Source organism: Streptomyces sp. NPDC092369, from assembly GCF_044755245.1.
Taxonomy (GTDB): Bacteria; Actinomycetota; Actinomycetes; order Streptomycetales; family Streptomycetaceae; genus Streptomyces.
Window position 1 is genome coordinate 48,263 of record NZ_JBIVQP010000003.1, and the last position, 15,096, is coordinate 63,358.

The following is a 15,096-nucleotide window of genomic DNA, read 5'->3' on the forward strand; positions in this document are numbered from 1 at the left end:
CCCTTCCATGGGTGGGGGGAGTTGCGGGATCACCACGCCCTCAGGGTGAGGACGCGGTCTTCGCCGGCGACGAGATCGAGCGGCTCCGCGCCGGCGGAAGTCCGGAGTTCGACGCGGCGGCTGCGGGTGGGGCGCAGCCGCACGGTCGCTTCGTGCGGGCTCCAGGTCAGATCGAGCACGGCCCCGAACCGGGTACGGATGCCCTGGAGTTCACCGTGCGGGTACGCAGCCGGGAGCGCCGGCAGCAGGACCAGCCGGTCCGGCGTCGACTGCACGAGCGTCTCGACGAGGACCGCGGGGAGGGTGTGCGCCGCGTCCGCGTTGTAGACGTCCCGGTTCGGGTAGTGCGCGCTCATCAGGGAGTTGTGGAAGAAGTCGCCCTTGAGGACCTGCCCGAGCGCGTGCGCGACCCGGTCGCCGTCGCGCAGCCGGGCGGCGATCAGGGCGTGATGCAGATGCCCGTGCGCGGAGTCGTTCTCGGCGCCCCGCAGTTCGAGGGCGCGATGGGCGGCGGCCGCGAGGTCGGGGGTGTCGTACGGGGTGATCTCGTCGAGCGGCCAGACACCGTAGAGGTGGCTGAGGTGCCGGTGGTCGTAGCTGTCGTCGAGGCCGGGGTGAGCCCATTCGGCGAGCGCGCCGTCGGAGTTGACGCGGTGCGGTGGGAGACGGTCGGCGAGCGCCCGCCAGCGGTCGGCGTCGGGTCCCGGGTGGTAGTCGGCCGCGGTCAGCAGGGCGTGCCGGGCGGCCGACAGATCCATCGCCGCGTTGATGGCGCCCCAACTCCCGTTCGCGGGCCGGTTCTCGGGCGAGTAGGAGGGGACGACGACCAACCGCCCCTCGTCGTCGGTCCGGTTGAGGAAGTCCTCGTAGAACCTGGCGACCTCGGCGAGCGCGGCGGCGGTGCGCGGGTCGCGGGACCCGCGGGTCTCGTCGTGGTCGACGAGCGGCTTGAGCAGCCAGTCGGCGCCGGCGGTCCACAGATGGAGGGGGTATTCGCGGCTGAAGTGGTACGACAGCCCCGACTCGCCGTCGGTGTGGGCGGGGGCGACGACACCTCGGGCGCCGAAGACAGTGCGGGCGTTCTCGGCCCAGTCGTCGAGCTGACCGTGGATCAGAGAGGCGAGGGCCTTGCTTGCTTCCGGCAGAGCCGCGGTCGCCGCGGAGGCGGTCTGGAGGTTGAGGTTGGCGTCGTTGGTGAAGGCGCCGGACCATGCGGTGTCCCAGTCGCCGGTCCACAGGCCGGTCAGCCGGGGCGGGAGGAGGCCGCTCGCGGAGAGCAGGTGGTAGCGGCCGGCGGCGAAGAGGCGCTCCAGGAGGGCGGGGCTGTCGGGGTGGGTGAGCAACTCGGAGCCGGGGAGGGAGCGTTCGGCCGGGTCGGCGTGGAGGTCGAGGGTGACGCGGGTGTAGGCGGTGCGGTGCGGGATGGTGTGGCGGTCGAGGAGGTGGGTGCAGGGGTCGTCGGCGTTCGGGTCGTCGGCGTTCGGGACCAGCTCGCGCAGGGCGTGGACGAGGGGCTCGGTGTCCGGCTCGCCGGTGTGCCGTCGCACGCGGGTCAGCAGCAGCACCGAGTCCGCGCCGGTGACGCGGACTCCGGGCGGGGTGAGCTCGGTCCGGCCGCCCGTGACCACGACCAGGGTCACTCCGGTGTACGCCGTCTCGCTGCCTGGGTAGCGGACGCGCAGGGTGAGCAGGGCGCCCTCGGGGGTGAGGACCGCGCCGTTCCCGACGGCGAGTCCGGCGGGTGCGCCCGGGAGGCGGTGGTCGAGGGTGATGTCCAGGTCGGGCGCGATGACGTGCTGGACGATCACGTCGTCCGCACGGGACACGAAGACACGACTGCGGTGGCCCTCGTACTCGGTCTGCGTGACGCCGGTGGTGAAGTCGACGGAGCGGCGGTAGGGGGGTGCCCCTGTGCTTGGCTCGGCGGGCGCGCCGGCCTTGGTGAGCGCATCGGGCGTGCCGCGCAGCCGTACCTGGAAGGCCGGATGGAAAGGCTGCACCCACTGCAACTCGCGCCCGTCGGTGAAGGACTCGGCGGCGTCCAGGTCGCCCGCGAGCAACCTGTCCTGGAGGGCCGGGAGTCGGTCGGCGAGGTGGGGCGGGTGGGCGTGCTCGGCGCCGTTGGGGCGGACCAGGGTGTGGTGGGTGACGACGACCCGCTCGTCGTTCGGCTCACCGAACACAAGGGCGCCGTGATGGCCGTTGCCGCTCAGGAAGCCGTCCTCCCAGCGGACGGCGGGCCGGGGCTCCCAGGTTCCGTGCATAAGGTTCATGAGCGCAACACCATCACGCCGTAGCGGCCGAGGGTGAACTCGTCGGTGAGGGTCGCGCCCGTGAGCAGGTCGTGATGGGCGCCCGGGAGCCGGACGGTCACGGAGTCGCGGCCGTGGTGGAGCAGGAAGAGCAGCTCGCCGCGGCGCACGGCCTCGACCCGGTCGGGCAGCCCGTCGAGGACGGGGCGGGCGCCCGCGTCGGCCGCGATCCGGGCGAGGAGTGCGCGCAGCGCGTCGGGTTCGGGGAGCGTGGAGACGTACCAGGCACGGCCGTTGCGCAGCACGGCGGGAAGGCCGTCGAGCTCGCCTCCCTTGTACGCGGCCTCGGCCTCGGCGTTCCCGTCCGCCTCGATCTCCTCCGACCACAGGGCCCCGCGGAAGCGGTCGGTCTCGGCGACCTCCCCTTCGTCCAGGGGCCACCACTCGTGCAGGGTGCGGATGCCGAGGAGTTCGCGCAGCCGGGGGTCCATGCCGCCGGGGCGCACGCGGTCGTCCTGGTCGGCGACACCGGTGAGGAATCCGCAGACGAGGGTGCCGCCGTCGCGGACGTAGGCGAGGAGGTTGTCGATCGCCGGGTCCGTGAGGGCGTAGAGCTGGGGGACGACGACCAGCCTGTACGGGCTCAGGTCGTGCTCGGGGTGGGCGAAGTCGGTGGTGAGGTGGGACTGCCAGAGGGCGCGGTGCCAGGAGGTGAGGACGTCGGTGTAGTCGACGTGGGTGGAGAGGCGGCCTTCGTGGGCGCCGGCCCACCAGGAGTGCCAGTCGTGCAGAACGGCGATGTCGGCGGTGAGGTGACTGCCCGTCACCTCGGTCCCTATCGCGGCGAGTTCGGCGCCGAGCCGCTTGACCTCCTGGAAGGTACGGCCCTCCTCCCCCGCGTGGCTGACCATCCCGGAGTGGAACTTCTCCGCGCCCTGCCGGGACTGGCGCCACTGGAAGTAGCAGACGGCGTCGGCGCCGCGGGCGACGGCCTGGAGGGACCAGAGGCGGTTGAGGCCGGGCGGCTTGGGATGGTTGACACCCCGCCAGTTGACCGGACCGGCCGCCTGCTCCATCAGCATCCAGGGGCCACGCGCCTGCGAGCGGGTCAAGTCCTGTACGAGCGCCGCGTGTTGGGCGCCGAACGGATCACGCGGGTCGGGATAGAGGTCGACGGAGACGACGTCCTCCTCCTCCGCCCACCGCCACGCGTCCTGCCCGGCCCACAGCGGCATGAAGTTGGTGGTGACGGGGAGGTGCGGGGTGTGCCGGCGGACGATGTCGCGCTCGGCGGTGTAGCACTCCAGGAGCATGTCGGAGGTGAACCGCTTGAAGTCCAGCACCTGGGTGGGGTTCTTGAGGTAGTGCGCGTGCCGGGGCGGCAGAACCTCCGCCCAGTCACCGTAGCCCTGGCTCCAGAAGGCCGTTCCCCAGGCGGAGTTGAGGGCGTCGAGGCTGCCGTACCTCTCTCCCAGCCAGCCACGGAAACGGGCGGCGGCCTCGTCGCCCCAGTCGTAGGTGCAGTACTCGTTGTTGATGTGCCACATCGTGAGGGCTGGGTGGCCTGCGTAACGGGCGGCCAGGGCCTCGGTGATGGCGGCGGCGTGGTGCCGGTAGACGGCGCTGGAGTGCGAGAAGTGCTGGCGTCCGCCCCACCATTCGGTCCGGCCGTCCTCGTCGCGGGGCAGGGTCTCGGGGTGGAGGCGGCCGAGCCAGGGCGGAGGCGAGGAGGTGGGAGTGGCGAGGACCACGCCGATGCCGTGCTCGTGCAACAGATCCATCAGCCGGTCCAGCCAGCCGAAGTCCCGCTCCCCCGGCCGGGGTTCGAGCTTCGCCCACGAAAAGACACCGAGCGTCACGGAGTTGACGCCGGCCTCCTTCATCAGCCGGACGTCCTCGTGCCAGGTCTCCTCGGGCCACTGCTCGGGGTTGTAGTCCCCGCCGAAGAGGATGCGCCCACGGGTCGTGTCGCCGAGCCGGGGCATCAGATCCGCTCCCCGTACTGGATGCCGCGCCCGTTGGTGGCGAGGTAGACACGGCCGTACACGCGCGGGTCACCGGTGATGGCCTGCCCGGTCCAGCCCCACTGGTGCCGGTCGTCGTTGATCCGCACCCAGGTCTTCGCCTCGTCGTCGGAGCGATAGACGGCGGTGATGGTCTCGGTGGACCCGACCTGATAGATCGCCGGGTAGTCGGATCCGTCGGCGGCCTTCCCGAAGCCGAGGGTGTACGAGGCCCGGCAGCTGGCGACCTTGGTGAAGCTCGCACCTTCGTCGACGGACCGGTACAGCCCGTTCCACTTGACGCTCAGCCACAGGTCGCCGGACCGTCCCGGCGCCGCGACCAGCTGGAACTGGCTGTCCCCGGCGGGCAGCCCACTCGCACGCTCGGTGAAGGTGAGGCCACTGTCAGTGCTGGCAAGTAGCGTTCCCGTATCGGTGTCGTACGCGTAGAAGAGCGTCGGGTCGGCCGGGTCGGCGACCGGCGTGGCGCCCTTCGGGAAGGAGGAGATCTCGGTCCAGGTCGTGCCGTTGTCCGCCGAGCGGTGCGCTGCGTACTTCGTGCCGTCCCAGTGCACGAAGGACCACAGCAGCACGCTGCCGTCGGCGTTGGTGGCGATCGGCCCCGGTGCGTCATGGGCGAGGGAGGGCTGGGCAGCGAAGGGCGCCCAGGTCCGGCCGCCGTCGCCCGAGTGGGCACCGTTGCCGTTGTCGCCCCAGCCGGTGCGCACCACGTACGCCGGCCTGCCCGCGGCCTGCGCGAGTCCCGTCGCCGACCCGAACACGGGGTTCGTCGCCATGCCGCGGGAGGGCGAGGCCGTGAGCCGCTCGTGGTACAGCACGCCGATGTCCCCCGAGCCGCTCAGCAGGTGCGCCTCCCCGACCGGGGGCGACACGAGCTTGATCACGGACGTCTCCTCCAGGCCACGGATCTGCGGCGCCCAGTGCTTCAGGTCCCGCGTGCCGTAGAGCGTGGCACCGGTGCCGTACACCACGTGCCGGGAGTCGTACGGGTCGACGGCGACGGCCTGGATCCACCAGCCGAACTTGGGCTGCTCGGCACCCCACTTGAGGAAAGGAGTCTCGGACACGTCGAAGACGGCGACGTCCTTGAGGGACGTCCAGGTGCGACCGCCGTCGGTCGTGCGGTACAGGGTGTCGACGGCCGCCCAGCGGTTGTTGGTGGAGACGACGACGGCGCCGGGGCGACGGGCGTCCACGGCGACCCCGCCGTAGCCGAAGCTGTCGCTGCCGCCGGGCCGGACGGGGGTGACGTCCGTCCATCGGCCGGTGGCGGGGGCGAACTTGTGCACACTGCCGTCGGCCTGCCCGTTGGGCCCGGGCGCGTCGGCGTACGACACGTACAGCTCGCGGGTGTGCGCGTCGTACGCGGCCCGGATCGGCACCTTGGCGGAGGTGCCGGCGGGCTGCCCGGGGACGGCCTGCCAGGTGGTGCCGTCGGCGGTGCGGTACAGGTTGCTCGTGGCGGCGGTGCCGTCGCCGTCACCCCAGCCGGCGTAGACGACGCGGCCGACGGCGACGAGGAAGGTGACGCCCTGGCCGGAGGCGCTCGCGGTCGCCGGGAAGGCGGTCTCGGCTGCCCAAGTGGCCCCTCGGTCGGTCGACTTGAGCAGTCCGTCGTGTCTGGTCCCCAGCCACAGGGTGTCACTGTCACGCGGGTCGACGAGCAGTCGCTCGCCCGCCCCTCGTCCGTCCTCGTTGGCGCCGAGCTTCACGGTGAGGTCGGTACGGGTCCAGGTGGTGCCGCGGTCGTCGGAGCGCAGGACGGCTCCGTTGCCGGCCCAGGACTGGGCGTAGGTGCCGACGGCGAGGTAGAGCCGGTTCGGGTGGACGGGGTCGACGGCGAGCGCCTCCACGCCGAGGAGGTTCCAGTCGTCCCAACCGAGGTGGTCGGTCAACGGCGTCCAGCGGGCGGCCCGTTCGTCCCAGCGGTAGGCCCCGCCGATGTCGGTACGGGCGTAGGCGAGGCCGCGGACGGAGGGGTGGAAGAGGACACCGGTGACGAATCCGGTACCGCCAATCACTGCGTTGCGCCAGCGGTAGGAGGGGGCGACGGCGGCGTCGGCGCGACCTTGCAGGGTCGGGAGCGTGGTGAGCGCGGTAGCGGCAACGGTCCCGGCGAGCACGGTCCGACGACTCAGGCGCGGCGTGAGCATGACATACCTCGTCTAATGAAAGAGGGGACGTGGGCGCCCCTTCAGGGGCGCGGGGCTGTATCGATATGCGGCTCCGCCGCGTGGGCGCGAGCAGCCACAACGCAGCCGCAGACAAATGACCAGGTCAGCCCTTCACGGCACCGGTCAACATGCCCTTCTTGAAGTGCTTCTGGACGAACGGCGACAACACAGCCACCGGCAGCAGAGCCATCACCATCACCGCCATCTGAACAGCGAGCCCGGACAGTTCGCCGGTCTTGATCGCCTGCCCCAACCCCACCGGCGCCTCCTGCTTCTGCACCAACTGGATCATGACGTTCTGCAGCGGCATCATGTTCTGGTCGTTGAGATACAGGGACGCGTTGAACCAGGCACTCCAGTACCCGACGGCGTAGAAGAGCGTGATGACCGCCAGCACCGCACGGGACAGCGGCATCACGATCTGCCACAGGATCCGGAAGTCCCCGGCCCCGTCGATCCGCGCGCTGTCGGTGAGTTCCTGCGAGATCCCCATGAAGAACCCGCGCAGCACAAGGATGTTGAACACACTGAGCGCACTCGGCAGGATCAGCGCGAGATAGCTGTCGGTGAGGCCGAGCGACTGCACCAGCAGGTACGTGGGAATCAGACCCGCACTGAAGAACATCGTGGCGAGCAGGATCATCAGCAGCCACCGGTGCCCGAGCGACCCGATCCGCGACAGCCCGTACGCGCACAGCACCGAAACCGTCATCGAGAACACCGTGCCGACGAGCGTGACGAGGATGCTGATGATCGCCGCGCGGGTGACCTGACCGCCGCTGAGGAGTTCCTTGTACGCGACGAACGTGATGCCCCTGGGCACCATGACCAGGCCGCCGGCCTCGTCGATGGTCCTGCGTGAGGAGAGGCTGGTGACGAGGACGATCCAGAGCGGGAAGAGGATGCCGAGGCAGGCGAGGGTGAGGACCAGGCCCTTGCCCGCGAGGCCGGCCCGGCTGGGCTCCTCCTCCCAGGTGGGCCTGGGCGGCGCGGCCCAACGACCCGGCCGGCGTGCGGACTTGCCCGGGCTCACGGCCTTGTCGATGACGGCGGTCACTTCTTGTACACCCCCTGCTCGCCCATCAGGTGGGCCACTTTGTTCGCGGCGAGGACCAGGCCGAGGCTGATCACGCCCTTGACGAGTCCGGCGGCGGCCGCGTAGCCGAAGTCCTGGTTGCGGACGCCGTTCCACCAGACGAAGGTGTCGAGGACCTCCGCCGCTCCTGGGCCCACGGCATCGCGTTGGAGCAGGATCTGTTCGAAGCCGACCGTCAGCGCGTCGCCCACCCGCAGCACCAGCAGCAGCGCGATCACCGGCCGCAGCGCGGGCAGCGTGACGTGCCACATGCGGCGCCAGCGTCCGGCGCCGTCCATCGCGGCGGCCTCGTAGAGGTCGGGGCTGACGGAGGACAGGGCGGCGAGGAAGACGATGATCCCCCAGCCCGCGTCCTTCCACACGCTCTGCGCGGTGATCAGGAACTTGAACGTGGTGGGGTCGGTCATGATGTCGAGGCCGTCGTAGCCGTGTTGGCGCAGGAGTTGCGAGAACAGTCCTGCCCCGCCGAGCAGTTGCTGGAAGACGGCGATGACCAGCACCCAGGAGAAGAAGTGCGGCAGGTAGAGGATCGCTTGTGAGAGCGCCCGGACCCGGGGCCTGACCACGCTGTTGATGAGCAGCGCGAGCAGGATCGGGATGGGGAAGAAGAGGATCAGCTGGAGGAAGAAGAGGACCAGTGTGTTCCGTACGGCGCTCCAGAAGGCCGAGTCCTGGAAGATCAGCTGGAAGTTCTGGAAGCCGACCCAGGGGCTGTGCAGCATCGAGACGATGCCGTTGTCGCTGACGTAGGGGTCGTAGTCCTGGAAGGCGACGATGTTGCCGAGGATCGGCAGGTAGTTGAAGACCAGGATCAGCAGGAGCGCCGGCAGTGTCATCAGGAGCAGGACGCGGTCGCGCCGGAACCTGAGCCGCAGGCTCAGCTTCCTACGGGGTCGTTTCTGCCGGGTGCCGGTGGCGCCGCCGGACGCCACCGGGGTCCTCTCCGTCGTGTCGGCCTCGGTCCTGCTCCGAGGCACCGTGCTGTGGGACACGGCCGTTCTCCTCGCCTCGGTGCCGGTCAGCTCGTCGCGGTGCCGTTGTCGTCGAGCAACTTCTGGTACCAGTCGCGGAGTCTGTCGCCGCCCTTGCTCTTCCAGTCGGAGACGGCCTGCTGCATGTCGCTGATCTTCTTGCGGCCGCGGGTGATGTCGTCCTCCAACTGCTCGAAGTCGTTGGAGAGGTTGGTGTACCGGCTGGGCTCGGTGATCTGCTGGCCGTAGAAGGTGGACTTCTTGGTGAAGGCGCCCATCCGCTGCTGCCACTCGACCTGCGCCTTGGCGACGTCGGGGAAGTCGGGGTGGGCGATCGTGGCGGCAGGGCTCGCGACCATGACGTAGGCGTTCAGGACCTCGTTGTTGCCCTGTTCGGTCTTGGTGGGCACACCGTCCTTGACGGTGTAATGGGTGCCCTCCACCCCGTAGTTGGTGAGCATGTACTCCTTGGTGCCGTACGGCGCGGCGGTGACGTTGGCGACGGCCAGCACGTCACGGATCACGGACTCGGAGGCCTTCTTGCTGACGAAGGCGAAGATGCCGGCGGGCTGTTCGGCCCAGAGCGTCGGGTCGCCGCCGTCGTGGCCGAAGATGTCCATGCCCCAGATCTTGTACTCGGGGTTCTGGGTGGCCTGTTCGGCGGTGCGGCTCCACCACTGGACGATGTTGTTGGCGTAGATCAGGAACTCGCCGGCCGCGAACTTGGGGCCCGGGTCGGTGGCCGCGCTCTTGCCCAGCCTGGCGTCCGGGTGGACGTATCCGGCGGCGAAGAGCTTGCGGGTCCACTCCAGCGCTTCGAGGTACTCCTCGGTCTCGACGCGGTTGACCAGCTTGCCGTCGACGAGGTTCCAGCCGAGCGGCTTCTCGCTGCCGGAGAGAACACCGAAGGCCTGGAAGGCGGTCCACTTCATGTCCAGGCAGGCCCAGCGCTTGGCCTTGGGGTTGGTGATCTCCTTGGCCAGGGCCATGAACTCGTCGGCGGAGGTGGGGACTTGGTACCCCTCCTTGTCGAAGATGTCCTTGCGGTACAGGGGCACGATGCCGGTGACGTACGGGGACGGCTGCGGCAGGCCGCGGAGTTTGCCGCCGAAGATCGAGCGCTGCCAGGCGTCCGTCGGGATCGCCGCGAGGTTCGGGTACTCCTTGATCTTGTCCCCGGAGAGATAGGGGCCCAGATCGGCGAACTTGCCGACGATCGCGCTGGGTATCTTGCCGCCCATGTTCCAGCCGGGGATGACCACGACGTCGGGGATGTCGCTGGAGGCGAGCACCGCGCCGAGCTTCTGGTCGTAGGTGTTGCCGTCCTGGTTCTGCCACTCGACGTCGACGCCGATCAGCGCGTTCATCGCCTTGTAGTAGGCGTTGTCCGACTTCGGCGGGGAGCCCCAGAACGGCGACATGATGGAGACCTTGCCGCCCTTGCCGAGCTTCTTGGGCACCGAGGTCTTCAGTCCTGCGAGGTCCAGCTTGGCGGTGAAGCCGAGCGCGGAGCCGTTCTTCGCCGGGATGTCGGGGGTCACCACATTGCCGGCCACGTACGCCGGGAGCAGCTTCTTGACGCCCTTGCCCGACGACGAACCCCCGTTCGACCCGCTGTCCGAACCACCGCACGCGGCGAGCAGCGGCATTCCTCCCGCCACCGCTGCGGCGGCGACCGCCGTGGAGGCGAGGAAACTTCTCCGGCTGGGGGCGGAGGCGGCGGAGGCGTTCGGCGTCATTGCGTCAACCCTTCATGGCGCACCAGGACACCCGGCGGTGGGCCGTCGGCTGCGGTGTCTTGAGTGGAACAGAGCACTTGGCGAACTTGTCGAAGCGCTTCGATGTTGCTGCGAGGTTAAGTGAACACCCTGGGGTGCACAAGGGTCGCCTCCAAGATTCCTCCGAGGCGTCGGGGGCGAGCTCTTGGTATGTGCTGCTTGAAATAGCGGTGAGCATCCCTTGACACCCACCGGTCCGTCGAATGAGCATCGAAGCGCTTCGAAAGCGTTCCGCCGCTCCATCGCAAGGGGAACCCCACGTGACCGAACAGACGCCGTCCACGCCGCCGTTCCGCGATCCGCGGCTGCCGTTCGCGAAGCGCATCGACGACCTGTTGGAGCGGTTGACGCTCGATGAGCGGATCTCCTTCCTGCACCAGTTCGCGCCCGCCGTCGAGCGCCTGGGCATCGCCGCGTTCCGCACCGGCCAGGAGGCCCTGCACGGGGTCGCGTGGATGGGACCGGCGACTGTCTTCCCGCAGGCCGTGGGCCTCGGCGCGACCTGGAACCCGGAACTGGTACGCCGCGTGGGCGAGGCCGTCGCCAAGGAGGCGCGGGCCATGCGCGCCCGCGACGGCCGCGTCGGCCTGAACGTCTGGGCGCCGACGGTGAACCTGCTGCGCCACCCGCTGTGGGGCCGTAACGAGGAGGGCTACTCGGAGGACCCGAAACTCACCTCGGCGATCGCCACCGCGTACACCCGCGGCCTGCGCGGCGATCACCCCACCTACTGGCGCACGGCACCGGTCCTCAAGCACTGGCTCGCGCACAACAACGAGACCGGCCGCGATGTCACGTCCTCCTCGGTCCGCCCGCGTGTCCTGCACGAGTACGACCTGCGGGCCTTCCGCGAGACGGTCGAGGCGGGCGCGGTCGCCGGGGTGATGCCGGCGTACAACCTGGTCAACGGCCGCCCCAACCACGTCTCCCCGTACCTGCGCGAGCACCTGCGCGCCTGGACCGACGAGGAGCTGCTGGTCTGCTCGGACGCGGGGGCGCCCTCCAACCTGGTCGATTCCGAGCACTACTTCGACACCCATGAGGAGGCGACGGCCGCCGCGCTGAGCGCCGGCGTCGACAGCTTCACCGACCACGGCACGGACGCCTCGCGGATCACCGGGCGGATCAAGAGGGCTTACGAGCAGGGGCTGTTGACCGACGCGGACATCGACACGGCCGTCCGCCGCCAGCTCTCCGTACGCTTCCGGCTCGGCGAGTTCGACCCGCGCTACGACCCGTACGCCGGGACCGCCGACTTCGACACCCCCGCGCACCGCGCCCTGGCCCAGGAGGCCGCCGAGCAGGCGGTCGTGCTGCTCAGGAACGACGGTCTGCTGCCGCTCGCCCCCGACACCCGGATCGCGGTCGTCGGCCTGCTCGCCGACGAGTGCAAGCTCGACTGGTACAGCGGCACCCTCATCCACCGTTCCACTCCGCTGGAGGGGCTGTACGAGCAGTTCGGCGCCGAGCGCGTGGAGTTCGCGGAGGGCGTGGACCGGGTGCGGCTGAGGACTTCCCAAGGGGACTTCCTGCACGTGCCGGAGGTGGAGGTGGGTGACGAAGTACGGGGCGCGGAAGGCGCGTTGGACCCGGCCCTGCTGGCCGGCCGCACCGACCTGCCCCCGCTCACCACCGACCCCGCCGGCACCGAACTCGCGCTCGTCGACTGGGGCGAGGGCGTCCTCACGCTCCGCGCCCCCGACGGCCGCTACCTCTCGGTGGCCGAGGACGGCTACGTCCGCGCCTCCACCGACCAGCCCGGCGGCTGGGTCGTCCAGGAGACGTTCCGCCTTGTACCCCACGAGAACGGTCACCTCCTGCTGCATATCGGTACCGGTCGCCACGTCTGTGTCGCCGCCGACGGTGTGAAGGTTGCCGAGGCGGGCGCGGAGGTGTTCCAGCCGGTCTTCGTCGAGCGCGGCGAGGAGGCGGTGCGGCGTGTCGCCGCGCAGGCCGACGTCGTCGTGGTCGTCGCGGGCAACGACCCGCACATCAACGGCCGCGAGACCGAGGACCGTACGACCCTGCGCCTCCCCGACCAGCAGGAACGCCTGCTGCGCGCGGCCCGTGCCACCAACCCGCGCACGGCGCTGGCGCTGGTCTCCGCGTACCCGTACGCCGTCGAGACCGCGGCCCTGCCGGCCGTGCTGTGGACGGCCCACGGCGGCCAGGCGGCCGGCACCGCGGTGGCCCGCGTCCTGTCCGGCCAGGTCTCCCCCGCCGGGCGCCTCCCGCAGACCTGGTACGCGAGCGACGGTGACCTGCCGGACCTGCTCGACTACGACGTGATCGGCGGCCGGCAGACCTACCTGTACTTCGAGGGGACACCTCTGTTCCCCTTCGGCCACGGCCTGTCGTACGCCTCCTTCTCGTACGCGGACCTCGCCGTGCGGGTCGAGGACGGTTCGGCGCACGTCTCCTTCACGGTCACCAACACCGGTGACGTCACCGCCGACGAGGTCGCCCAGCTGTACACGCGGGCCGTGGAACCGTCGGTGCCGCGCCCGCGCCGCGAGCTGCTCGCGCACCGCCGGGTCACGCTGGCGCCGGGCGCACGGGCGGACCTGACCTTCGAAGTCCCGCTCTCCGCCTTCGAGTTCTGGGACGTGAAGGGCAGCGGGTGGCGCCTGGAGCCGGGTCCGTACGAGGTGTTGGCCGGCGCCTCCAGCGAGGACGTCCGCCTCCGTACGACGGTTCAGCTGGACGGCGATCCCGGTGGTCCGCGCCGCGTGCTCCAACGGGGGCTCTCCGCCGCCGACTTCGACGAGCAGATCGGGGTCGCGATCGTGGACCGTACGAAGGTGTCGGGGGACGCGGTGACGCCGGCGGGCGGTGAGGCCGGTGAACTGGTCTATCGGGACTGCGACTTCGGGGGCGGCATCACAGGGGTGACCGTGCGGGTGGCGGGCGAGGGAGCGGTCGAGGTGTCCCTCGACGGTAGTCCGGCGCTCGCCGAACTCGTCCTGCCCGCGCCGGCGTCGGGGCCGTACGACTACACCGTCCTCGGCACCGGGATCGTCGCCGAGGGCGTGCACGACGTGCACCTCAGGCTGCGCGGGCCGGTGCGGCTCGCGCATGTCGGCTTCTCCGGTTGAGGGTCCGGGGCGGGCCGACGCGGAGAAGGGGCCCGGCACCGGAAGGCATCGGTGCCGGACCCCTTCAGGGACAGCGACTCGCGTCGTCAGCGAGTGTATATGAAAATGGTTCCCATTAGCTAGGGGTGAGCTACAGCGCGAGGCCCGTCAGGACCAGTACGCGCTCGTACGTGTAGTCGTCCATCGCAAACTTCACGCCCTCGCGGCCGACGCCCGACTGCTTCGCGCCGCCGTACGGCATCTGGTCGGCGCGGTAGGACGGGACGTCGCCGATGACCACGCCGCCCACCTCCAGCGCGCGGTGGGCGCGGAAGGCGACCTGGAGGTCATGGGTGAACACCCCTGCCTGGAGGCCGTACTTGGAGTCGTTGGCGGCGGCGAAGGCGGCCGCCTCGCCGTCCACCTTCGTCACGGTCAGCACCGGCCCGAAGACCTCCTCGCAGGAGATCGTGGTGTCGGCCGGTACGTCGGTCAGGACCGTCGGCGCGTAGGAGGCGCCGTCGCGCTTGCCGCCGGCGAGCAGGGTGGCGCCGGCCGCGACGGCCTCGTCGACCCACGACTCGACCCGCTTCGCCGCGTCCTCGCTGACCAGCGGGCCGACGTCGGTCTTGTCGTCGGCGGGGTCGCCGGTGACCTGGGCCTCGACGGCGGCGACGATGCGCGGCAGCAGCCGGTCGTAGACGGAGGCGTCCGCGATGACCCGCTGCACCGAGATGCAGGACTGGCCGCCCTGGTAGTTGGAGAAGGTCGCGATGCGGGTCGCGGCCCAGTCGAGGTCGGCGTCGCTCGCGTAGTCGGCGAGGACGACGGCCGCGCCGTTGCCGCCCAGCTCCAGGGTGCAGTGCTTGCGCGGCACCGAGTCCATGATCGCGTAGCCGACCTTCTCGGAACCGGTGAACGAGATGACCGGCAGGCGCTCGTCCTGCACCAGCGCGGGCATCTTGTCGTTGGCCACCGGGAGGATCGACCAGGAGCCGGCGGGCAGGTCGGTCTCGGCGAGCAGGTCGCCGATGATCAGGCCCGAGAGCGGGGTGGCCGGGGCCGGCTTGAGGATGATCGGCACGCCGGCCGCGATCGCCGGGGCGATCTTGTGGGCGCAGAGGTTCAGAGGGAAGTTGAAGGGGGCGATGCCGAGGACGACGCCCTTGGGGAAGCGGCGGGTGAGGGCGAGACGGCCCTGGCCACCGAGGTCGGTGTCGAGGCGCTGGGCCTCGCCGCCGTTGAAGCGGCGGGCCTCTTCGGCGGCGAAACGGAAGACGGAGACCGCGCGGCCCACCTCGCCTCGGGCCCACTTGATGGGCTTGCCGTTCTCGGCGGAGATCAACTGGGCGATCTCCTCCGTGCGTTCTGCCAGGCGGCGGCTCACGTGGTCCAGGGCGGCGGCCCGGACGTGGGCCGGGGTCGCGGCGAAGTCCTCGCGGATCGTGTGGGCGGCGGAGACGGCCTCTTCCACCTGGGCGTCCGTCGGGACGGCGACCTTTGCCACCAGGCGGCCGTCCCAGGGGGAGGTCACGTCGAAGGTGTCATCGCCGGTGACCTGGCGGCCGGCGAGCCAGAAGGCGGTGGGGGAAGTCATTGCGGGGTCCGGCCCTTCCGTCGGGGGTGCGTGAGGTTTTCGCGCTGTTCGGGTCCACCGTAGGGCGGTGGGGGTGGAGCGGTGTTTGTCCGGGGTGTAGGGGTGGGGGCGGTGGGTTCGCCGCATTGGC

General features: G+C 70.5%; 8 protein-coding genes. 1 reads left to right on the forward strand and 7 read right to left on the reverse strand.

Annotated elements, in window-relative coordinates; genetic code table 11:
* Positions 1–29: 29 nt before the first annotated feature.
* The 6 genes from ACIQI8_RS17200 to ACIQI8_RS17225 all read right to left on the reverse strand — a co-directional run bounded on the left by ACIQI8_RS17200 (position 30) and on the right by ACIQI8_RS17225 (position 10,256).
* Positions 30–2,273 (reverse strand): glycosyl hydrolase family 95 catalytic domain-containing protein, encoded by a 2,244-nt coding sequence (locus ACIQI8_RS17200; RefSeq protein WP_402350644.1) that lies wholly within the window; start codon positions 2,271–2,273, stop codon positions 30–32.
* On the reverse strand, positions 2,270–4,237 hold the full coding sequence (locus tag ACIQI8_RS17205; protein WP_402350647.1) for a beta-galactosidase: 1,968 nt from the start codon (positions 4,235–4,237) through the stop codon (positions 2,270–2,272). The genes ACIQI8_RS17200 and ACIQI8_RS17205 overlap by 4 nt, the downstream gene beginning before the upstream one ends.
* The gene (locus ACIQI8_RS17210) at positions 4,237–6,429 is read right to left on the reverse strand and encodes a 1,4-beta-glucanase (RefSeq protein ID WP_402350650.1); all 2,193 of its coding nucleotides are present in this window, start codon (positions 6,427–6,429) and stop codon (positions 4,237–4,239) included. Before ACIQI8_RS17210 ends, ACIQI8_RS17205 begins: the two co-directional genes overlap by 1 nt.
* A 124-nt stretch (positions 6,430–6,553) precedes the next feature.
* The gene (locus ACIQI8_RS17215; RefSeq protein WP_402350653.1) at positions 6,554–7,507 is read right to left on the reverse strand and encodes a carbohydrate ABC transporter permease; all 954 of its coding nucleotides are present in this window, start codon (positions 7,505–7,507) and stop codon (positions 6,554–6,556) included.
* Positions 7,504–8,538 carry an ABC transporter permease gene (locus tag ACIQI8_RS17220; protein WP_402350656.1) on the reverse strand — a complete coding sequence of 345 codons (1,035 nt, stop codon included), beginning with the start codon at positions 8,536–8,538 and terminating at the stop codon, positions 7,504–7,506. Before ACIQI8_RS17220 ends, ACIQI8_RS17215 begins: the two co-directional genes overlap by 4 nt.
* 26 nt (positions 8,539–8,564) lie before the next feature.
* On the reverse strand, positions 8,565–10,256 hold the full coding sequence (locus tag ACIQI8_RS17225) for an extracellular solute-binding protein (protein WP_402350659.1): 1,692 nt from the start codon (positions 10,254–10,256) through the stop codon (positions 8,565–8,567).
* 299 nt (positions 10,257–10,555) lie between these two features.
* Between ACIQI8_RS17225 and ACIQI8_RS17230 the strand changes: the two genes are divergently transcribed.
* The gene (locus tag ACIQI8_RS17230; protein ID WP_402350662.1) at positions 10,556–13,390 is read left to right on the forward strand and encodes a glycoside hydrolase family 3 C-terminal domain-containing protein; all 2,835 of its coding nucleotides are present in this window, start codon (positions 10,556–10,558) and stop codon (positions 13,388–13,390) included.
* A 130-nt stretch (positions 13,391–13,520) separates the two neighbouring features.
* Here ACIQI8_RS17230 and ACIQI8_RS17235 read toward each other — a convergent pair whose 3' ends face one another.
* A complete protein-coding gene (locus ACIQI8_RS17235; protein WP_402350665.1) occupies positions 13,521–14,966 on the reverse strand; it encodes an aldehyde dehydrogenase family protein in 1,446 nt (481 codons plus the stop codon).
* Positions 14,967–15,096 lie beyond the last annotated feature (130 nt).

Excerpts from the sequence above, each read along its gene's own strand:
- ACIQI8_RS17200 (WP_402350644.1), bottom strand. The coding sequence starts at position 2,273 with ATGAACCTTATGCACGGAACCTGGGAGCCCCGGCCCGCCGTCCGCTGG.
- ACIQI8_RS17205 (WP_402350647.1), bottom strand. The coding sequence starts at position 4,237 with ATGCCCCGGCTCGGCGACACGACCCGTGGGCGCATCCTCTTCGGCGGG.
- ACIQI8_RS17210 (WP_402350650.1), bottom strand. The coding sequence starts at position 6,429 with ATGCTCACGCCGCGCCTGAGTCGTCGGACCGTGCTCGCCGGGACCGTT.
- ACIQI8_RS17225 (WP_402350659.1), bottom strand. The coding sequence starts at position 10,256 with ATGACGCCGAACGCCTCCGCCGCCTCCGCCCCCAGCCGGAGAAGTTTC.
- ACIQI8_RS17235 (WP_402350665.1), bottom strand. The coding sequence starts at position 14,966 with ATGACTTCCCCCACCGCCTTCTGGCTCGCCGGCCGCCAGGTCACCGGC.